This window comes from Hymenobacter plasmatis (genome assembly GCF_020711255.1).
Classification (GTDB): domain Bacteria; phylum Bacteroidota; class Bacteroidia; order Cytophagales; family Hymenobacteraceae; genus Hymenobacter.
In genome coordinates, this window is sequence record NZ_JAJFAW010000010.1 from 29,336 (window position 1) to 48,995 (window position 19,660).

Annotated in this window: 16 protein-coding genes; 10 read left to right on the forward strand and 6 right to left on the reverse strand. The window is 60.9% G+C overall.

The window, feature by feature from the left end; all coding sequences use genetic code 11:
- Nucleotides 1–250: 250 nt before the first annotated feature.
- Both LJ738_RS09100 and LJ738_RS09105 read right to left on the reverse strand, forming a co-directional pair.
- Nucleotides 251–1,252: an NYN domain-containing protein gene (locus tag LJ738_RS09100; protein WP_317206792.1), complete on the reverse strand. Its 1,002-nt coding sequence runs from the start codon at nt 1,250–1,252 to the stop codon at nt 251–253.
- 389 nt (nt 1,253–1,641) lie between these two features.
- Complete coding sequence (locus LJ738_RS09105; RefSeq protein WP_227786019.1) at nt 1,642–2,382, reverse strand: metal-dependent hydrolase; 741 nt, start codon at nt 2,380–2,382, stop codon at nt 1,642–1,644.
- 245 nt (nt 2,383–2,627) lie between these two features.
- Between LJ738_RS09105 and mfd the strand changes: the two genes are divergently transcribed.
- The 4 genes from mfd (at nt 2,628) to LJ738_RS09125 (ending at nt 7,717) form a co-directional block, all read left to right on the forward strand.
- Nucleotides 2,628–6,041: a transcription-repair coupling factor gene (gene mfd / locus LJ738_RS09110; protein ID WP_227786020.1), complete on the forward strand. Its 3,414-nt coding sequence runs from the start codon at nt 2,628–2,630 to the stop codon at nt 6,039–6,041.
- An 89-nt stretch (nt 6,042–6,130) separates the two neighbouring features.
- Nucleotides 6,131–6,472, forward strand: coding sequence for a hypothetical protein (locus LJ738_RS09115; RefSeq protein ID WP_227786021.1), 342 nt, complete (start codon nt 6,131–6,133; stop codon nt 6,470–6,472).
- 100 nt (nt 6,473–6,572) lie between these two features.
- Nucleotides 6,573–7,259 (forward strand): DUF6624 domain-containing protein, encoded by a 687-nt coding sequence (locus LJ738_RS09120; protein WP_227786022.1) that lies wholly within the window; start codon nt 6,573–6,575, stop codon nt 7,257–7,259.
- Nucleotides 7,260–7,267: 8 nt separating this feature from the next.
- Nucleotides 7,268–7,717 (forward strand): GNAT family N-acetyltransferase, encoded by a 450-nt coding sequence (locus tag LJ738_RS09125; protein ID WP_227786023.1) that lies wholly within the window; start codon nt 7,268–7,270, stop codon nt 7,715–7,717.
- Between the two features lie 55 nt (nt 7,718–7,772).
- Here LJ738_RS09125 and LJ738_RS09130 read toward each other — a convergent pair whose 3' ends face one another.
- Nucleotides 7,773–8,477 (reverse strand): DsbA family oxidoreductase, encoded by a 705-nt coding sequence (locus tag LJ738_RS09130; protein ID WP_227786024.1) that lies wholly within the window; start codon nt 8,475–8,477, stop codon nt 7,773–7,775.
- Between the two features lie 101 nt (nt 8,478–8,578).
- On the reverse strand, nt 8,579–9,076 hold the full coding sequence (locus tag LJ738_RS09135; RefSeq protein WP_227786025.1) for a YciE/YciF ferroxidase family protein: 498 nt from the start codon (nt 9,074–9,076) through the stop codon (nt 8,579–8,581).
- A gap of 408 nt (nt 9,077–9,484) precedes the next feature.
- Here LJ738_RS09135 and LJ738_RS09140 point away from each other — a divergent pair, with 408 nt between their 5' ends.
- The 4 genes from LJ738_RS09140 to LJ738_RS09155 all read left to right on the forward strand — a co-directional run bounded on the left by LJ738_RS09140 (nt 9,485) and on the right by LJ738_RS09155 (nt 13,574).
- Nucleotides 9,485–10,483 (forward strand): aldo/keto reductase, encoded by a 999-nt coding sequence (locus LJ738_RS09140; protein WP_227786026.1) that lies wholly within the window; start codon nt 9,485–9,487, stop codon nt 10,481–10,483.
- Between the two features lie 258 nt (nt 10,484–10,741).
- Nucleotides 10,742–11,833 carry a glutamate 5-kinase gene (gene proB, locus LJ738_RS09145; RefSeq protein ID WP_227786027.1) on the forward strand — a complete coding sequence of 364 codons (1,092 nt, stop codon included), beginning with the start codon at nt 10,742–10,744 and terminating at the stop codon, nt 11,831–11,833.
- A 2-nt stretch (nt 11,834–11,835) separates the two neighbouring features.
- Nucleotides 11,836–13,086 carry a glutamate-5-semialdehyde dehydrogenase gene (locus tag LJ738_RS09150; protein ID WP_227786028.1) on the forward strand — a complete coding sequence of 417 codons (1,251 nt, stop codon included), beginning with the start codon at nt 11,836–11,838 and terminating at the stop codon, nt 13,084–13,086.
- A 2-nt stretch (nt 13,087–13,088) separates the two neighbouring features.
- The gene (locus tag LJ738_RS09155) at nt 13,089–13,574 is read left to right on the forward strand and encodes a YdeI/OmpD-associated family protein (RefSeq protein WP_227786029.1); all 486 of its coding nucleotides are present in this window, start codon (nt 13,089–13,091) and stop codon (nt 13,572–13,574) included.
- A 289-nt stretch (nt 13,575–13,863) separates the two neighbouring features.
- On the opposite strand, the gene LJ738_RS09160 is transcribed toward LJ738_RS09155, so the two are convergent.
- On the reverse strand, nt 13,864–14,301 hold the full coding sequence (locus LJ738_RS09160; RefSeq protein ID WP_227786030.1) for a DUF2141 domain-containing protein: 438 nt from the start codon (nt 14,299–14,301) through the stop codon (nt 13,864–13,866).
- Between the two features lie 189 nt (nt 14,302–14,490).
- On the opposite strand from LJ738_RS09160, the gene LJ738_RS09165 reads away from it, so the two are divergent.
- Nucleotides 14,491–15,822 (forward strand): NAD(P)/FAD-dependent oxidoreductase, encoded by a 1,332-nt coding sequence (locus tag LJ738_RS09165; RefSeq protein ID WP_227786031.1) that lies wholly within the window; start codon nt 14,491–14,493, stop codon nt 15,820–15,822.
- A 240-nt stretch (nt 15,823–16,062) separates the two neighbouring features.
- Nucleotides 16,063–16,443, forward strand: a complete 381-nt coding sequence (locus tag LJ738_RS09170; RefSeq protein ID WP_227786032.1) for a hypothetical protein — start codon at nt 16,063–16,065, stop codon at nt 16,441–16,443.
- Between the two features lie 78 nt (nt 16,444–16,521).
- Here the strand turns inward: LJ738_RS09170 and LJ738_RS09175 are convergent, their stop codons facing one another.
- Complete coding sequence (locus LJ738_RS09175) at nt 16,522–19,392, reverse strand: TolB family protein (protein ID WP_227786033.1); 2,871 nt, start codon at nt 19,390–19,392, stop codon at nt 16,522–16,524.
- Nucleotides 19,393–19,660: the final 268 nt, after the last annotated feature.

A 19,660-nucleotide genomic window follows, 5' to 3' on the forward strand; every position in this document is an offset into this window, starting at 1 on the left:
CTTAAGCCACAAAAGGTGTCATATCAGAGCGAAGCATCTTCACCACCCAACTAATCCCAATTCTCTTTTCAGCGCCTGTCATGCTGAGCCTGCGAAGCATCTTATCACGCCTCAACATTTCGTGCTGACCTGATAAGATGCTTCGCTGCGCTCTGCATGACGGCCTTATGGTTACTCACTGAATATAAAAAGCCCCGACTCTAATAGAGTCGGGGCTTTTTATATTCAGTTATTTTGCTTGTATCGGTACTTACAGCTCGGCGGTGGCGGCGTGCACGGGTACGGGCTCGTATTCATCCTCCATGTCGCTGAGCTGCGGTGCAGCTACTTTGCGCACGTTGCGGGCACAGTCTTCGTCGCGGTGGTTGCGGCCCACGGTGAACTCCACCCAGTCGCCTTCGCGCAGGTCGTTGAAGTCACCTTCGGTAAGGTCGGCGTAGCTGAAGAACAGGTTGTTGGGCGGCATCACCACAAAGCCAAAGCCGTTTTTCAGGTTCTTGATGGTGCTCATGCCCAAAGTACCCACGGGGCCGGCGGCGGTGGGGCCAGCGGGCCGCACCAGCTTGGGCGCCGAGGGCGTGCTGGGCGCGAAAGCGGCGGGTTCGGACTGATTGACGAAGAGGGCTTCCACTACTTCGTCCTGGGCCTGCAGGCCGCGGTCGATGACGTCGTGCATGGCCACCGGGTAGGTTACCTGCTCGAGCAGCTGCTGCGAGGCGCGCGTGACGCGGGTTTCGCCTTTGAAGTCTTCGTACTTGAAATCCCAGTTGAGCAGCATCACGCGGGTGCCCACGGTGTTGAGCTTGCGGATGAGGGGCACGTAGTCGCTGTCGCCGGCGATGAGCACCACCACGTCCAGGGTTTTGTGCAGGGCCAGCTCGAGGGCTTCGAGGGAGAGCCACACGTCGATGCCTTTTTCCTGCAGGCGGCCGTCGCGGGTTTTCAGGGCCATGTAGTGCGTTTGCACGCCCAGGTTCATCAGAATGTCGTCGAGCAGGCGGTCGTGGAACAGGCGGTCCTTGTCGCGGGCTTCGGTAGCAGAAAGACGGCCGCGGAAAAAGTGAGCATCGGTAATCTGCGCCAGGCGCACGTCGACATCTTCTTCCTCGGCTACTTGATGACGGATATATTCATGTAATCCTTCCAGGCTGATGCGTGCCTTGCGTTCGTGCTGGAAATAATAATAATCGCTGATTTTTAGAAAATAGTTGCCGTCATAAAAGACACCAACCCGAATTAAGGGGCTGTTCATCTGGTTCATGGTAATGGTTTTAGTAAAGTTAGAAAAGTGTTTAGGTGGGACAAAGAGTGTGGATTGGGTAGAATCGTCGGGCGGTCCGGAGGCTAATGCGCCCCCTGGCAAGTCCCTGACAATCGGTATAGGTCTATCTAAAACGGTAGCCGCGGGTAATGCGAGGCGGGCCCGAAAGTGGTTGCTTTAATAGTGACTTTATAGAATGCCTACTGGCCGGGTTGATTGAAAACGATGGATAGTAACACGAACCAATACAATCACGGCCTTAATAAACTGGCATATCTGCTGCGAAGCTAATGGTATTGGCTGACTTATGCAACAGTATTTGCCGCTCCGAGAGCCCCTTACTGCGCCGCTCGCGAACTGGCTGGGACGGCGGCCCGCGGTTAAAAACCCATGTGGCCCACCACCAGGCCCAAAACCAGCATGGCGTAGCCCGCGCAAATGGCAATTTCCAGCATGTTGCCGGTGGCCGACCCGGTGCTGATAAGGGGGATTTTAAAGGAGTATTCGGATATAGGCAAAAACCATCTAACCCCGGCCTTAGTGAGCGTATCGGCTACAATGTGCGAGAGGTAGCCGCTACCCGCGAATAGCGCCACTCCGTGCCAGCCGAGGTGCTGGTCGGCCAGGTAGCCGATGTAGGTCCAGAGGGCCGTGGCCCAGATGGTGTGCGTCCAGGAGCGGTGCGACGTGAAGGGCGCCAGCGCCACAAACGTTCCCAGTAAACTAAGCCACAATTGTTCGGTATACAGGCCCGCCACCACTGTGCCCAGGCCGGTAAACAGCAGCGCCAGCCGGCGCGCCGAACCGCCCTGCATGCCCACGCCGATGAGCCCGAACGCCAGCGCCGCCGTGTAGTACAGCCGCTGCTCGGCGCCCGGCACCAGCCGCAGGTAGGCATAGGCCGCCAGCGCCAGCGCCCCGGCCGCAAAAGCCCAGCGCACATAATTCTGGCTAAAGCCCAGGCGCTTGCTCAGGCGGCTGTCGGGGTGGTCGAGGTCGGGGGCGAGGCTGGAAAAGCCGGCCAAGGCAATGCCCGGCAGGGAAAACGGGATGCCGGGCACCAGCCCCGCAATGGCCACGCCGGTAATAAGGCCAATGGCCAGATGAGAAGAGCCGCGCATAGAATAGCTGAGGTTATAAATACTGCCGCGAAGCTACTGCCTGCCCTTCGCTGCTCACCGCAGCGGCAAAAGCCAGCTCAACGCGGAGCTACTAGCGTCCGGGATTCTCATATTCTTAGCTTTGCTGGCAGTGAGTACTACGGCCAGGAAACCTTCGCTGCGGCTCTGCTGTATTTACCCCAAGGCCCGACCGGAATTGCTCCGGCCGGGCTACTGTATTTATCCCGCGCCAGTCAAGACATCCTGTGCAAGTAGCTGACTTTCTTCGCCTCTACCGCCTCTCGCCCGAGTTGCAAACCCTGGCTTCTCGCCTGCGCGCGGCCGCCAAGCCCGACCCCGGCAGCGTACGTCTGCACCTGCGCGGCCTCGTGGGCAGTCAGGATGCCGTGGTGGCCGCTGCCGTGGCCCACGCCCAGCACCCGCACGTGTTCGTGCTGCACGACAAAGACGAGGCGGCCTATTTCCTGTCCGATTTGCAGCACCTGCTGCCGGAGGGGCCCGAGGCCCTGCTGTTTCCCAGCTCCTACAAGCGCCCATACCAGTTCGACGAGACCGAAAACGCCAACGTGCTGATGCGCGCCGAGGCCCTGAACCGGCTCAACACGACCCGCGCGGCCACCACGGGCAACAGCGTGTTCATCGTGACCTACCCGGAGGCGCTAACGGAAAAGGTTATCAACCGGCAGAGCTTGGTGAAAAACACCTTTAACGCGAAGGTGGGCGACAAACTGGACGTGAATTTCCTGGGCGAGTTGCTGGGCGAGTACGACTTCGAGAAGACGGATTTTGTGTACGAAGCCGGCCAATACGCCGTGCGCGGCGGCATCGTGGACGTGTTCAGCTACGCCAATGAGCTGCCGTTCCGACTTGAGCTATTCGGCGATGAAATCGAGAGCATCCGCACGTTCAATCCCGAGACGCAGCTCTCGGTGGAGCCGCGGCCCAGCATCAGCATCATCCCCAACGTGCAGACCAAGATGCTGACGGAAACCAGGGAGGCATTCTTTGAATTTCTGCCCCGCACGGCCTGCATTTGGATGAAGGACGTGCGCCAGACGCTGGACGTGGTGACGGAATTGTACGAGAAAGCCGAGGCCAACTTCCAGCAGATGCTGAGCGAGGCCGGCGGCATGCAAATCGTGAGCAAGCCGTCTGATTTGTTCGAATCGGGCAAGAACTTCAAGAAGCTGCTGGATGAATTCGCCGTGGTGGAATTCGGCAAGCGCTTTCACTTCAAAAACGCCGAGACCTTTCAGTTCAGCGCCAAGCCGCAGCCCAGTTTCAACAAGGAGTTTGAGCGGATGGTGAAGAACCTGAAGGAGAACCAGCTCCGCGGCTTCACCACCATCATTACTGCAGATACCGTACGGCAGGCCGACCGGCTGCGGACGATTTTTGACGAGTTGGACAACAACGTCAAGTTTCAGCACTTGCTGCTGGCGCTGCGCGAAGGCTTTATTGATGAGCAGTTGGAACTGGCCGTGTATACCGACCACCAGCTATTTGAGCGCTACTACCGGGCCCAGGAAACGCGCAAGTTCTCCAAGAAAAAAGCGCTGACGCTGCGCGAACTCAAGACGCTGCAGCCCGGCGACTACGTGACCCACCAAGACTACGGCATCGCGCGCTTCGCGGGCCTGACGCAGGTGGAAATCAACGGGCAGATTCAGGAGGCCATTCGGCTGGTGTACCGCGACGACGACTTGCTGACGGTGAGCATTCACTCGCTGCACAAGATTGCCAAGTACAGCGGTGCCGAGGGCTCCCCTCCTACCATGAGCAAACTGGGCTCGCCGGAGTGGGAGAACAAGAAGAAGTCGGTCAAGAAGAAGGTCAAGGACATTGCGGCCGACCTGATTCGGCTGTACGCCAAGCGCAAGACGGCGCCGGGCTTCGCGTTTTCGCCCGATGGCTTCATGCAGGCCGAGCTGGAATCGAGCTTCATCTACGAGGACACGCCCGACCAGGCCAAGGCCACCGAGGACGTGAAGCAGGACATGCAGCAGCCCCACCCCATGGACCGGCTCATCTGCGGCGACGTGGGCTTTGGCAAGACGGAAATTGCCATCCGAGCCGCGTTCAAGGCCGTGGCCGATGGCAAGCAGGCAGCCGTACTGGTGCCCACTACCATTCTGGCCATGCAGCACTACAAGACCTTCCGCGACCGGCTGGCTACACTGCCCGTGACGGTGGAATACATCAACCGCTTTAAGTCGACCAAGCAGATTAAGGAGACCCTGCAGCGCGTGGCCGAGGGCAAAACCGACATCCTCATCGGCACGCACCGGCTCACCAACAAAGACATCAAGTTCAAGGACCTGGGCCTGCTCATTATCGACGAAGAGCAGAAGTTTGGCGTGAAAACCAAGGACAAGCTCAAGGAGCTGAAGGTGAACGTGGATACGCTCACGCTGTCGGCCACGCCCATTCCGCGCACGCTGCACTTCTCGCTGATGGGCGCCCGCGATTTGAGCGTGATTGCCACGCCGCCACCCAACCGGCAGCCAGTGAGCACGGAATTGCACGTATTCGATGAAATCCTGATTCGCGACGCGGTTTCGCGGGAGTTGAAGCGCGGCGGACAGGTGTTTTTTGTGCACAACCGGGTGAAGGACATCGAGGAAATGGCCAACACCATCCTGCGCCTCGTGCCTGATGCCAAAATCACCTACGCTCACGGGCAGATGGACGGCGAGATGCTCGAAAAGCGCATGATGAAGTTCGTGGAGGGTGAATACGACGTGCTGGTGAGCACCAACATCATTGAAAGCGGCTTGGACATCCCCAACGCCAACACCATCATTATCAACCGCGCCCACCTGGCCGGCCTCTCCGACCTGCACCAGATGCGCGGCCGTGTTGGCCGCTCCAACCGCAAGGCCTACTGCTACCTGCTCACGCCGCCGGTGGCTCAACTGCCGGCCGATGCGCGCAAGCGCCTGAGCACGTTGGAAGAGTTTTCGGACCTGGGCGCGGGCTTTAATGTGGCCATGCGCGACCTCGACATTCGCGGAGCTGGCAACCTGCTAGGCGGCGAGCAGTCGGGCTTCATCAACGACTTGGGCTACGAAACCTACCACCAGATTCTGGACGAGGCAGTGCAGGAGCTCAAGGAAACCGAATTCCGCGATTTGTTCCTGGGCGACTCCAACCAGCGGCTGCAACAGGCCGCCGGTGCCGGCCGCATTCAGGAATGCAACGTGGAGACCGACCAGCAGGTTCTCATCCCGGAGAAGTACGTGAGTAACGTGTCGGAGCGCCTGCAGCTCTACGCCAAGCTCGACCGGGCCCAGAAGCCCGCCGACCTGCAAAAGCTGCTCACCAGCATGGTGGACCGGTTTGGCCCGCTGCCGCCCGAGGTGGAGCAACTGGCCGACATTGTGCGGCTGCGCTGGCAGGCCTGCCAGGTGGGCTTCACCAAAATCACGCTCAAGCGCGACACGCTCAAAGGGTTCCTGCCCGCTGATGACGACCACAAAGCCTACTTCCAAGGCGAGCAGTTTGGCACCATCCTCAACTACGTGCAGACGCACGGGCGCACGGCCAGCCTGAAGGAGAAAAAGGAGCAGCTGATTGTGACGTTTGAGGAGGTGCGCTCTATTCAGCAGGCCAAGCGCGTGCTCAGCGAATTGGGCAGCGAAGAAGCGGTGGCGGCGTAAACTGAAGAGTAGCTTTTTCCACCAACACTGGGAATTGGAATGCCGTAAGATTCGGTAATCCTTTTCGCATTTCAATCTCTATCCGTTTTATGAAAAAGCTCCTTGTTCTAGCACTTTTGGCTACCAGCATTGCTTCTGCAGCGGCCCAAACGCCGCGTTCCCGGGAAGGCTCGCACTCGGCGGCCGACCGGGCCGGCAACCGTACCACAGCTAGCCCCGCGGCCAGTCCCACTACCGTAACGCCCAACTATTCAACGGCCGCCAGCCAGCGGAGCGGCAAGAAAATCAACACCGCGCCCGCTACGGGTCCCACGCGCGCCTCGCGGTCCAGCTCCACCACCAAGGCGGCCCGGCAAGGCGGCGCCACGGGCAGCGGCAACAGCGAGACGATGTCGAAAAACAGCAAAGCCACGCCCGGCGTGAAGAGATAGCGCGCTGCTGCGCGGTTTGGCCCGGTCTGCTGCTCGCGCAGCGGGCCGGGCTTATTTTTGGCCGGCCCAACAGCGGGCCCCTTTCCCGAAGCTGCCGCATATGAAAGTCTTCGTTCTGGTGTTGCTGCTGCTTTCCGCGGCAGGGTCGGCCGCGGCCCAAACGCGCTTTAACCCGGCCCTTAAACGCGAGCTGGACAGCATTTACGCTGTCGACCAGAAGTGGCGCAGCATGCTGTTTGACCGGCGCATCAGCCGCCGACCCGACTCGCTGGCCGCGGCCCTAGGCGTGGCCAAGGAACGCCTGGGCCAGTACATCGGACGGCGCATGCAGCAAACCGATTCGGCCAACATCATTCGCGTGCGAGCCATTCTGAAGCAGTACGGCTACCCCGGCAAGTCGCTGGTGGGCGAGCGAACCAACGAGGCCGCTTGGTACGTCATCCAGCATTCCGACGACATCAAGCACTACTTACCATTGGTAAAAAAAGCGGCCCAGCGCGGCGAGCTGCCCTTCCGGCTGTATGCCCAAATGCTCGACCGCCAACTGATGCGCGAGGGCAAGGAACAGCTGTACGGCACGCAGGCCATGGGCTATAGTCCTACCAACCCCGCTACCGGCCAACGCGAAAGCCAGCCGCCGTTTGTGTGGCCCATCAAGGATGCGGCTGGCGTGAATGCCCGCCGCCAGAAAGCCGGTTTCAGCACCACTGTGGAGCAGAATGCGGCCACGCTCGGCATTCCCTACCGCGTGCTCACGCTGAAAGACGTAGCCCGCATGCCCAAATAACCACTCCTATGACCCTCAGCTGGACCATCAAACCCTACGACGAACTCACCCTCACCGAACTCTACGAACTGCTGCGGCTCCGCGTGGAAGTATTTGTAGTGGAGCAAAACTGCCCGTTTCAAGACCTCGACCGGCAAGACGACCAAGCTTACCACCTGCTGGGCTACACCGAGAACAATGAGCTAGCGGCTTATGCCCGCCTCTTCGACGCCGGCCTGAGCTACGAGGAAGTGGCCATTGGGCGGGTGGCCGTGTCGCCTGCCCACCGCCGCCACGGGCTAGGCCAGGAACTTATGCGCCAAGCCATTGCCTACTGCGAAGTGCTGTACGGGCCGCAGCCCATCAAGATTGGCGCGCAGCAGTATCTGGAGCGGTTTTATCAGAGCTTCGGGTTCGTGCAGAGCGGCGAGGGATATCTGGAAGACGGCATTCCGCACATGCCCATGGTGCGGGCATAAAATAAAAAAGCCCTTCCAAACCATGGAAGGGCTTTTTTACATTTATGCAGCCGGATTAAATCTCGCAACCGTCGGGCCCGCAGGCAGGGCCGTCGGCTACCATCACCGGAACCGGTTTGGCGGGCTTGAATTCGTCCCACACCTTTTCCAGCACTTCGCTGAAAAGCTCGGTGGGCTGGGCGCCTGAAACAGCATACTTGTCTTCGAATACGAAGAAGGGTACGCCGCGCACGTTGATTTGCTGGGCCTGGTACTCGTCGTGCCGGACCTCTTCGGCATAGGTGCCGTTGATGAGGGCCACGCGGGCTTCTTCGGCGTCGAGGCCGATTTCCGTGGCCAGTTTCACCAGCGTGTCGATGTCGTTCAGGTCCTGGCCCTGGAGGTAGTAGCCGGCCATGAGGCGCTCTTTGGCTTCGCCCTGCTTGCCGTGTTTAGCCGCCAGGTGGATGAGCTGGTGACCCAGGAAAGTATTGGTGGGCACGGCGTTATCAAAGTCGTACTTCAGCCCAACTTCCTTGGCCATGTCGGCCATGTAGTCACTCATCTCCTTAGCCTTAGCCACGGGGATGCCTTTCTTTTCGGCCAACGACTCATACACGTTGCGGCCGGGGATGGGCTGGTAGTCGGGGGTGAGTTCGAAGCTGCGCCACACCACCTCTACGTTGTCGGCGTGCGGGAATTTTTCGAGGGCCTGCTCAAAGCGGCGCTTGCCGATGTAGCAGAAGGGGCAGACGATGTCGGACCAGATTTCAACTTTCATAGTAGGGTATCCAAGTGGATTGATGTAGGTACAACAATCTAAGCCCTTGAAAAAGTTTGTTCTCTAATCTTGCACTAGCCTAATCAGCTCAATTTCTGCGCTTACATCATCTCAGCTTTCACGTTGACGCGGAGCTTGGCGAGCTCGTTGAGGATTTCGTCGGTTCTCTTTTCCTCATCAAGCGTCAGGCGCAGCAGTTCGGCGGCCTGGGTCATGCCCATGTCTTCGGTCATGCGCACGGCAGTGCCATAGCAGGCAATTTCGTAGTGCTCCATTTTTTGGGCGGCGGCCAGCAACATGGCATCCAGCACCTGGGGCGTGGATTCTTTGCGCATCAGCTTCTCGGCATCGGTGAGCAGGCCTTTCATGGCCGAACAGACCTCGCGGCTGGGCTTGATTTCCATCAGGTCCATGATTTGTTCCAGGCGGGCTACCTGCCGCCGGGTTTCGACGCCGTGCTTTTCGAAGGCTGCCTTCAGCCGGGCTTCGCTGGTGTTTTCGACGAGGGTAGCCAAGCCTTCGAGGCCCAGCTGTTCGGCGCTGTACATCATCTGAATGTCGTGCACGAGCAGGTCGCGCATGGTTCGCAATTGGTTCATGGCAAAGAGCTTTAAGGGTGGGGAATGAAAAAGAGCTTCCGAATTGCAGCCGACCACCAAGGCGATTCTTGGACTATTTCACCGGGCGACTCAGCAGGGCTTTGGCGTCGCAAACGGCGTCTACATTGCCAAGCTGCAATTCGCGAAAGCTGTCGATTTTTACAGGAGCAATAACCTGTTAATTAATAGGGTGACTCATTAACCTACGACAGCTCAACTCTCGGGTTGAAGGCTTTTTTCTTAGGCTTTGGGCGTCAGATTTTTTTTCTGCCTGCCGTACAGCTTGGGGCCGGGCCACAGCCGAGGCTGCCCGCGGGGCGCAACATTCGGCCCGAAACGGCAGTTAGCTGCCCTGTCTGCTCCCCTTCCGGAGCGGCCATGTTTTTTCACTCGACAGCACTTTCCCTCATGGAATATCAAGAATTGGGCACCTCCGGCGTCACCGTTTCCCGCATCACGTTTGGCAGCTGGGCGGCCGGCGGCTGGATGTGGGGCGGCACCGAGCAAAACGACGCCGTGGGCGCCATCCACGCCAGCTACGACCTGGGCGTGACCAGCATCGATACGGCGCCGGTCTATGGCATGGGCTTCAGCGAGCAAATCGTGGGCGAAGCCATCAAAAGCTTGCCGCGCGACAAGGTCCAAATCCTCACCAAATTCGGCATGCGCTGGGACTTGGCCCGAGGCGACTTCGCCATGAAAACCAAGGACAACAACGGCCACGACCTCGACGTGTACAAATACGCGGGCCGCGACAGCATCATCAAGGAGTGCGAAGACAGCCTGCGCCGCCTCGGCACCGACTACATCGACCTCTACCAGCAGCACTGGCCCGACGTGACCACCCCCATCGACGAAACCATGGAGGCCGTGGCACGCCTCATCGAGCAGGGCAAGGTGCGCGCCGCCGGCGTGAGCAACTACTCGGTGGCCCAGATGCAGGAAGCCGAGAAAACCTTGAACATCGTGTCCAACCAAGTGCCTTACAGCATGGTACGTCGCGATATTGAGAAAGACGTGGTGCCGTACTGCATTGAGCATAACAAGGCCATACTGGTCTACAGCCCGCTGCAATTGGGCCTACTCACCGGCAAGATGAAGCCCGACCAGGAGTTCGGCGACGGCGACCTGCGCCGGGGCCACCGCCTGTTCACGCCCGAAAGCGTGACCCGCGTGAATGCCATGCTCAACAAAATCCGGCCGCTGGCCGAAACTAAAAACGCCACCCTGGGCCAGCTTGTGCTGCGTTGGACGCTGGCGCAGCCCGGCATCACGGTGGCGCTGGTGGGTGCCCGCAACCCCGAGCAGGCCGTGCAGAACGCCCGGGCCATCGACCTGCAGCTGTCGTTTGAGGAGATTGATTTTATCAACAAGCAACTGTCGGCGTTGACACCAGCAGCGGTGTAGCCAGCTTCCAGGAGATGGCTCAGTGCTCACACCAGCATTTCGCCTTTACCAATAATCGCGTGTCATGCTGACGCAGGAAGCATCTTATCACGTTCGGACGAATCGTTCAGCGGGGATAAGATGCTTCCTGCCTCAGCATGACACGCGATTGGGTTAGTTGAGGCAGAGGTGCTTCGCTGCGCGCTGCTTGACGTTTTTCCGTCTACCATAATGCGAATGCAAGAGGAGGCGCCAACAGGAGGGCTCTATCTTTGGGCTATGTCCCTTGCCTACCGCCGCCTTGTTGTCAAAATCGGTTCCAACGTCCTGACCCAGGACAATGGCCTGCCCGACCTGGCCCGTATGGAACAGCTAGTGGCTCAGGTGGCCGGGCTGAAAGCGCAGGGAATGGAGGTTATCATGGTATCCTCGGGGGCAGTGGCGGCCGGGCGCAGCCTGATTACGCTGCCTGCCAAGACCGATGCCGTGCGCGGGCGCCAGCTGCTAGCCGCCGTGGGCCAGGTAAAGCTGCTGAGCACCTACGCCGAGCTGTTTGGCCGGCACGGCCTGCTGTGCGCCCAGGTGCTGGTGACCAAAGAGGACTTCCGCGACCGGCAGCACTACCTGAACATGCGCAACTGCTTCCAGGAGCTGCTGCAGCGCGAGGTAATCCCGATTGTGAACGAGAACGACGTCATCGCCGTGACCGAGCTGATGTTCACCGACAACGACGAGCTGGCCGGGCTGATTGCTGCGCAGCTCGACGCCGACGCTTTGGTAATTCTGACCAACGTAGATGGGATTTTTGACGGCGACCCGCGTCTGCCTACGTCCCAGCTCCTGCGCGAGATTGCGCCCACGGCCACCGGCTTTGCCAATTTCGTGACGGCCCAACGCTCGCAGTTCGGTCGCGGCGGCATGCTCACCAAGTGCCACATGGCGCACAAGGTGGCTAAGTTGGGTATCAGCGTGCACATTGCCAACGGCAAAACGGCCGACATCCTGCCTGCCGTGCTGGCCGAAACGGCGGCGCACACCTGGTTCCGGCCCAGCAAAACGGCGTCGGGTAAGAAGAAGTGGCTGGCCAACTCCCAGGATTCGGCCAAAGCCGCCGTGCGCGTAAATGACGGGGCCGTGGCGGCCCTCACAGCTGCGGGCAAAGCCAGTAGCCTGCTGCCGGTGGGCGTGCTGGCCATCGAGGGCACCTTTCGCAAGGGCGACATCATCCGGCTCACCGACGAAAAAGGCCACTTGCTGGGCCTGGGCATTGCCGAGTATGGTTCCGACAAAGCGCTGGAGCGCCTAGGCCAGCAGCACCAGCGGCCGCTAGTGCACTACGACTATTTGTTTCTCACCCCTACCCTTGCCTGACCGTGGAGCTGCGCCCGATTTTTGAAGCCACCCGCCAGGCCAGCCGTGCGCTGGCGGCTTTCGCGCCGGCCGCTACCGACGCCCTGCTGCGCGACCTGGCCGATGCCACCGAAGCCCAAACGCCGTTTCTGCTGGCCGAAAACGCCCGCGACCTGGCCCGCATGCCCACCACCGACCCGCGCCATGACCGCCTGCGCCTCACCGCCGAGCGCCTGCGCGGCATGGCCGATGACTTGCGCAACGTGGCCGGCCTGTCCACGCCACTGGGCCAGGTTATCTCCGAAACTGACCGGCCCAACGGCCTGCACCTGACCAAGGTGCGCGTGCCGCTCGGCGTGGTGAGCATCATCTACGAAGCCCGGCCCAACGTGACCTTCGACAGCCTGGCGCTGTGCCTGAAAACCGGCAACGCCTGCCTGCTCAAAGGCGGCTCCGACGCAGCCTTTTCCAACGCCGCCCTGCTGGAGGTGGCCCGGCCCGTGCTGGAGCGCCACGGCCTGCCCGCCGCCGTGGCCACGCTCCTGCCGCCCGACCGCGCAGCCACGGCTGCCCTGCTGGCCGCGGTTGGCTACGTCGATGTGCTGATTCCGCGCGGCAGCCAGCAGCTCATCAACTACGTGCGGGAAAATGCGCGGGTGCCTGTGATTGAAACCGGAGCCGGCATCGTGCACACCTATTTCGACGAAACCGGCGACTTGAGCAAGGGCCAGGCCATCATCCACAACGCCAAAACCCGCCGCGTGAGTGTGTGCAACTCGCTCGACTGCCTGCTCCTGCACGCCAGCCGGCTCGCGGACTTGCCCGAGCTGCTGGCCCCGCTCGCCACGGCCGGGGTTGAGCTGTTTGCCGATGCGCCGGCCCTCGCCGCGCTGGCGGCCCACTACCCGGCGTCCCTGCTCAGCCTTGCTTCGGAAGAGCATTACGGTACGGAATTCTTGTCGCTGAAAATGGCTGTAAAGACCGTAGGCTCGCTCGATGAGGCCATGGACCACATTGCCCAACACGGCTCGCGCCACAGCGAAGCCATAGTTTCGGAAGATGCTGCGCACATCGATACGTTTCTGCGTACTGTGGATGCCGCCGCCGTGTACGCCAACGCCTCCACGGCTTTCACCGATGGCGCCCAGTTTGGGCTGGGGGCTGAAATCGGCATCAGCACGCAAAAACTGCACGCCCGCGGCCCCATGGGCCTGCAGGAGCTGACCAGCTACAAGTGGCTGGTGCGCGGCGATGGCCACATCAGAACGTCATAAGCATGAGTACTCCTATTATTTTTCGGGCCTCGCTGGAGCCTGGTGGCCCCAGTTTCATGCCCACGCAAACCATCGTGGTGCCGGCCGAGGTGCTGAAACAGTTGGGCGGCAAGACCGCGAAGCGGGTGATTTGCACCGTTCAAGGACATGCGCTACGTCTGGGCCTATTGCCGCTGGAGGGTGGCGGGCGCTACCTCATGCTCAACAAGGACGTGTGCCGCGCTGTGGGCATAGAGTTGGGCCAGGAATTGGTGGTTGCCATTGAGACAGACCCGAACCCCGACCACGTAGACCTGCCCGACGAGTTGGCCGAAGCCCTCGCCGCCTGGCCCGAGGCCGAAACGGCCTTCAATAACTATAGCGGCTCGCACCGCCGCGCCATGGCCCGGCTGGTAGACGAGGCCAAGCAACGCGAGACCCGCGTACGCCGCGCCGTGCAGTTAGTCGAGCGTCTGGGCCGGGGGCTGCACCCGTTTCGGGGCGACTGAGTTGGTTTTCCTGTCATGTAGCGCGCGGTGAATTAGCTCGCTTGCGCCGCTTGTCATGCAGAGCGCAGCGAAGCATCTTATCGCCGCAGAACGAGTCGTCTAAACGTGATAAGATGCTTCCTTCGTCAGCATGACAGACGATTATTGGCAGCCGATTAGAATTACTATCGTGGTAAAGATGCTTCGCTGCACTCTGCATGACAGATGGCGCGGGCAAGATGCCTCGCTGCGCTCGGCATGATGGGCTACTTTTGGCGTGCTACGGGGCGGCCCTTAGGGCAGGCACCACCTAATCCTTGAGCACGATACTCACGACTTTCCCCGGCCCTTCTACCGTGAACTTGCACTCGTTGAAATTGGGCGCGGCCACGGTCGGGTGAACGTTGTTCGAAAATGCGTAGGGCTCGGTGGGGATGCCGATAAAGTTCTTGTCGAGTTTGTCGTTGTTGTTGATGTCCTGCGTGATGGCCACGGCCCAATCACCTTTGGGCAGCTCAATTGGCAACGTAAACTCCAGCTTGCCATCTGGCTTCACTGCCTTGGAAAACGCCCACTTTCCGCTTTTCAGAAACCCCTCGGGGGTATTGTAGAAATACAGCTTTACGGTGGAGGTGCTGGACACCAGCGACGATACCACCACCGTTACGGGCTCGGTTTCGACGGGAGGCGTAGCGGCGCCCAAAAAGCTGCTACCAATCAACAAGGAGCAAAGCGACAGCACTTTCATAAGCGGGAGGCGTAAGGGGGGAGTAACATTATTAAGTACGGGCCAAACGCCCCGCACGCCGAAAAGAGTTCGGACCGAGCAGCTTCACCATAGCTTAAGAACGCCAAACGCCCCTCCCTGCTAAAGGCAGGAGTGTCGTTCCTGCCTTTTCTCATCACTTCATCACGTCTATTCGCACATATTTACCGCATGGAAGGGTTAACCAAAATAGACGACCTCGGCAAGCCACGCGTGGTGATTGTGGGCGGCGGGTTTGCGGGGCTGGAGCTGGCCAAGGCGCTGGCCACCGCCCCAGTGCAGGTAGTGCTTATCGACAAGCAGAACTACCACACATTTCAGCCACTGCTGTATCAGGTGGCTACGGCCGGGCTCGATGCTGATTCGGTGGTCTCGCCATTTCGCAAAATCCTGAGCGAGCAGGAGAACTTCTACTTCCGGCTGGCCGAAGTGCAGGCCGTGGACACGGCCGCCAAACTGGTGGAAACCAGCATCGGGCGGGTGCGCTACGACTACCTGGTGATTGCCACCGGGGCCGAGCCCAATTATTTCGGCGATGCCCAGATGGCGAAGAATGCCATTGACATCAAAAGCGTGGAAGATGCCATTGAGCTGCGCAACACCGTGCTGTCGAATTTTGAGCAGGCCCTGCAGCTCGGCGACATGGAGCAAATCAACAGCCTGCTCGATTTTGTGATAGTGGGCGGCGGCCCCACCGGCGTGGAGCTGGCCGGCGCCCTGAGCGAGCTGCGCAAGCACGTCTTCCCCAAGGACTACCGCGAGCTGGATTTCAAGCAGATGGACATTCACCTGGTGCAGAGCGGGCCGGTGCTGCTCAAGGGCATGTCGGCCCAGGCCTCGCAGGAGGCGCTGGAGTCGCTGCAGAAATTTGGGGTGCAGGTGTGGCTGGAGGCGCGGGTGAAATCCTACGATGGCTTCACGGTCACGCTAAGCACCGGCAAGCAGCTCATCACGCGCACGCTCATCTGGGCGGCGGGGGTCACGGGGGCGCCGCTCGCGGGCCTGCCCCCGGAGTGCCTGCTGCCCGGCAACCGCTACTGCGTAGACGAATACAACAGGATTCTGGGCCACGACCACGTTTTTGCCATCGGCGACATTGCCGCCATGCGCAGCCCGGCTTACCCCGAAGGCCACCCCATGGTGGCGCAGCCCGCGCTGCAGCAGGGCCGCCTCCTGGGCCAAAATATTGCCCGGCTGCTGGTGGGCAAAGCGCCCCAACCGTTTACGTATGACGACAAAGGCGCCATGGCCACCATCGGCCGCAACCACGCGGTGGCCGATGTGATACTATTCGGCAAAGAATACCACTGGGGGGGCTTCCTGGCCTGGCTGGTCTGGAGCTTTATCCACATTATTTCCCTGGTGGGCTTCCGCAACCGCCTCTCGGTGTTCTTCACCTGGGGCTGGAACTACGTCACGCAGGACAAAGGCCTGCGCTACATCCTGGGCAAGACCAGAAAGCCGCTGGTGGAGCAGGAGGTGGTCGAAAAGGCCGTTGTGTAGGCACGTTTTAGCTCAAGCCAGACGCTTGCCGCCAGGGCGCGGCTTAGGTCAGCTCCACTGCGTCTGGCGGGTTGCCACTCTTGACCTTGGCCGGTACAATGTGAGCGCAATCTGAACAATTAGGAGGCGTTACCGTGTCTCAAGGAAACTGTTGAGCCCGACGCAACCTTTGCTTTCGGTCGCCGGTCAAAGAACTTGAATACAGCTTCATACTATCGTTATCTACATATTTTCCAGTTTATGCGCATTCTGCCAGCTCTAAGTTTCGCCCTGCTTTCCCTCACCGTTTTCAGCTGCAAGCACAGCGACTCGGCGGTGCCCTGCTACTCCGGCGTGGTGGTGGGCGATGCTTGCATGGATGGCATTTTGATTGACGTTGACGCGGCCTCGGCCATTGGCAAACCCACCGGCAACTACACCAACGTTATTGCCGCCGTCAATTTTGCCGACCTCAGCAACCTGAACAAAGTGGGCCAGCGCGTGTACTTCACCTACCGCAACGACCCCAACCAGCAGACCGCCTCCCGCTTCTGCACCGCCAACAGCACCCCGCTGCCGGTGCCCCACTTTGTATTGAGCAACCTCTCGGCTACCAGCTGCGAGGCCGGCGCTTCGCACTAAGCCTGATGCATCACTCTGTAAACCACAACGCCCGGCCAAGTTGGTCGGGCGTTGTGGTGAGTGGCTAGGCCGGCCACATCACAGGCGGATATCAAACGCCAGCGGCTCCACTACCACCTGGCGCAGCGCGGAGCTGTACACCACCCGCACCCCGGCCTCGATGGGCGTGCGCAGGCGCAGCACATTGAACAGCACCAGTGCATCGACGCCCACATTGCGGTAATTCTGCTGCCCGATGGTGCCGCGGATGTCATTTCCCTGCGCCACGTCGCCAAAGAAAGTGGCCCGCAGGCGCTGTACGTAGAGCAGACGGCCCAATTCCCAATGCGTGAAGGCCAGCGGCAGGCTGTAGTCGGCGCTGGCTACGCGCAGGTGGTTGAAGCTGGTGTAGCCCTCGCCGCGTGGAAACGACACGGCGGGCACAAACTGGTACTGCGCCTGGTCCTGCCATTGGTAGCCGGCCCGCAGCCGCAGGGCGTGGTGCTTGGCCAGGCCCGGCAAAAACACGCTGCCCTGCGCCGCCCACTGCCGGGCCTGCAGCCCGGTACCGAAGGGCGTGGTGCGCCACGTGCCCAGGAACGTGCCGCCCCGCCGCGGGGCCACGTCGCGGGCGCTGCGCTTGAGCTGATTGGCGTAGCTCACGGTGGTCTGGAGGGCGTTCAGGGGCTGATTTGGGCCGGTTTCGTAGTATTTGCGGGTGGGCAGGTTATAGTCGTATACCTGCTCGTGCAGGTAGTAGGTGCCCACCGACAGCGCCTGAAAAAACTTGGAGTGCGTGAGGTTGATCGGCAGGCGCAGGCCCGCCGTAAGCCGGGTGTAGCGCCACTGGTCGCGGACGGTGCTGCCCCGGTAGAGCACGGCGGCATCGCGCCCGCCGTAGGTCACGTCCACGTCCACTACAGGGTAAAGGGCCTGGTAGCTCACGGCCCCCACCACGCTGGCGGTGCGCTCCACTTGGTCGTAGCCCACGCCGGCAAACACCTGCGTGGTGTTCAGCAAATCCTGCGACCGGACACCCAGGCTCACGGCGTTGCCCGTCGGGCTTTGCACCACCCCGTAGCTGAACAGGTTGAACGCATGCCGCAGCGGCGAATACCGCTGCACGCCGTAGCGCGGCGCATCCGAATTGGGCTGGCTCAACAGGCGCGGTACGAGCTGGCCGGCCGGTTCCTGGGCCGTGAGGGCCTCGGCGTAGGGGCCGACTTTATCGGCTGTGGCGGTGGGCACCGGCACCCAGGCCGTGGAATCGAGCGGCATTTCGACCACCCGCTCTCCTGTGGCCTGGTAGTCGTGAAAAGCCAGCGAGCGGCCATCAGGCGACACCGCGGCGTGATAGGCGCCCAGCGGCCGGGACGTCACCCGGTAGTTCTGGCCGGTGCGCGCGCTCACGGCATACAGGTTGTCGGTGCCCGACTGCGAGGAATTGTACAGCACGAAATCGCGCCAGGGCTGCGGGTTGGCCAGGTTCACGTTGGCCACGGGCAGCAGCGCCTTGGTTGTGCCGGCCGCAGGGTCGAGCACCACAATGGTTTTGCCGGCGGCGCTCAGCGTCACGGCCACCACGTGGCGGCCATCGGGGTGCCAGCGGGGCTGCTGGTAAAAGTCGTTGGCGGTGTTGGGCAGGGTTTGGATTTCGGCGCCAGTTTGCGCATCCAGGATGACCAGGGCGTGGTGGTAAGCGGCATCGGTGCGCGTGGCCACCAGGCGCTGCCCATCGGGTGAGAGGGCCGCGGCGGTATAGCGCGCGCCTTTGCCAATCCGGGTGAGCTGCCCGGTGGCCAGGTTCAGCACCTTCAGCTCCGAGGCGATGCGCTGGCCCCAGCGGGCATCCTGCTGAAATTCGGGCCACACCACCTTGCCCCCGTTCACCGACAGCATTTCAGGAATATTGAGCTGGCCGGGCACAAACACCCGCCGCTCGGCTCCGTGCCGGCTCAACAGCACGAGTTGCGGCACGTCGTCGAGGCCCGACTTCAAGGCCAGCACGGTGCTGTCGGTCACGTACTGCGGGTATTGGTAGCGCGTGAATACTTTCTCCGAAGCATTGGCTATCAGTGCCCGTACCGGCGTGCTAGCAGGTTGGGCGGCCTGCTGCGCCCGCCAGGTCGAGTCAATTTCCGCCATAGTGCGGTCGTAGAGCTGCTCTACCCGGAGGCCGGTGCTGTGCCGGATGCCGTCGGAAAACGAGAACGGATAGAACGGGAACCGGTAGTAATGGTCGAGCACCGACGACCATACGGCCGGGCCGTAGTGCGTTTTCAAATACGACGTCATAAAATAGCCCAACACGTACCAGTTGGGCACATTATCCCGCAGCGAGCCGTTCACGGCCTTCTGGTAGGAGTAGCGGCGGCCGGCCAGCAGGTTGGCCCGCAGCCCCACGTCGAAACTGGGGATGCGCCCGCGCCCGCTGCGCGTGAGGGCGGTTTCGGTGCCCACGGCGTCGCCTTCAAAAAACCACTGCGGCACGCCCACGGCCGCCACGCCCAGCGCGCCGTCGCCCAGCAGCGGGCCCAGCACCCGGCCTATCCCCTGTCGGGCTTTTTCAAACTGGCCCACGTGCCGGTACTCGTGCACGGCCAAGCCGTCGAGCCAGTCCAGCGTGCCCAGGTCGAGGCCCTGCTGCGGTGTGGTGAAAAATTCCGCGTGCCGGGGCAAAAACGTCACAAAGCCATTGCTGACCGTGGTCTGGTTTTGCAGCACCACGCTGATGGGGCGCGGGCTCACCCCGAGGGTAGCCACATCGGGGCCATGCAGCTGCTCGAGCCGCGCGGCCGTGCGCTGGGCCGCCGCGTCGATACCGCCCGCATACAGCACCCGGAAGTGGGGCGTGCGCACCTCCTGCCAGCGCAAGGAAGGCGGATTTTGGCTCAATACAGGAAGGCTTTGGGCTTGAATTCGGCTCAACCCCGACAGGCCCAGCAGCCCGCCTAGCAACAAACGACGCATGAAATTGAAGCTGTCTATGAAATCAGCACTAAAGAACGTCATGCTTCATCTACTGTCCGCTTATCAAAGCATCTCTACTGTGCAACTAATCCCAATCGCCTGTCTTTAATCGTTTGTCATGCTGACGAAGGAAGCATCTTATCACGTTCGAACGATTCGTTCCGCAGCGATAAGATGCTTCGCTGCGCTCTGCATGACAAGAGGCGCGGGAGCATGGCAAGCGGCGCGTCAGTACGACAAGAGGCATAGGAGCATGAGGCTCTGCTTT

Excerpts from the sequence above, each read along its gene's own strand:
- LJ738_RS09120 (WP_227786022.1), top strand. The coding sequence starts at position 6,573 with ATGAAAGTCTTCGTTCTGGTGTTGCTGCTGCTTTCCGCGGCAGGGTCG.
- proB (WP_227786027.1), top strand. The coding sequence starts at position 10,742 with ATGTCCCTTGCCTACCGCCGCCTTGTTGTCAAAATCGGTTCCAACGTC.
- LJ738_RS09175 (WP_227786033.1), bottom strand. The coding sequence starts at position 19,392 with ATGCGTCGTTTGTTGCTAGGCGGGCTGCTGGGCCTGTCGGGGTTGAGC.
- LJ738_RS09160 (WP_227786030.1), bottom strand. The coding sequence starts at position 14,301 with ATGAAAGTGCTGTCGCTTTGCTCCTTGTTGATTGGTAGCAGCTTTTTG.
- LJ738_RS09115 (WP_227786021.1), top strand. The coding sequence starts at position 6,131 with ATGAAAAAGCTCCTTGTTCTAGCACTTTTGGCTACCAGCATTGCTTCT.
- LJ738_RS09135 (WP_227786025.1), bottom strand. The coding sequence starts at position 9,076 with ATGAACCAATTGCGAACCATGCGCGACCTGCTCGTGCACGACATTCAG.
- LJ738_RS09125 (WP_227786023.1), top strand. The coding sequence starts at position 7,268 with ATGACCCTCAGCTGGACCATCAAACCCTACGACGAACTCACCCTCACC.
- LJ738_RS09155 (WP_227786029.1), top strand. The coding sequence starts at position 13,089 with ATGAGTACTCCTATTATTTTTCGGGCCTCGCTGGAGCCTGGTGGCCCC.
- LJ738_RS09170 (WP_227786032.1), top strand. The coding sequence starts at position 16,063 with ATGCGCATTCTGCCAGCTCTAAGTTTCGCCCTGCTTTCCCTCACCGTT.
- LJ738_RS09130 (WP_227786024.1), bottom strand. The coding sequence starts at position 8,477 with ATGAAAGTTGAAATCTGGTCCGACATCGTCTGCCCCTTCTGCTACATC.
- LJ738_RS09100 (WP_317206792.1), bottom strand. The coding sequence starts at position 1,252 with ATGAACAGCCCCTTAATTCGGGTTGGTGTCTTTTATGACGGCAACTAT.
- LJ738_RS09165 (WP_227786031.1), top strand. The coding sequence starts at position 14,491 with ATGGAAGGGTTAACCAAAATAGACGACCTCGGCAAGCCACGCGTGGTG.
- LJ738_RS09105 (WP_227786019.1), bottom strand. The coding sequence starts at position 2,382 with ATGCGCGGCTCTTCTCATCTGGCCATTGGCCTTATTACCGGCGTGGCC.
- LJ738_RS09140 (WP_227786026.1), top strand. The coding sequence starts at position 9,485 with ATGGAATATCAAGAATTGGGCACCTCCGGCGTCACCGTTTCCCGCATC.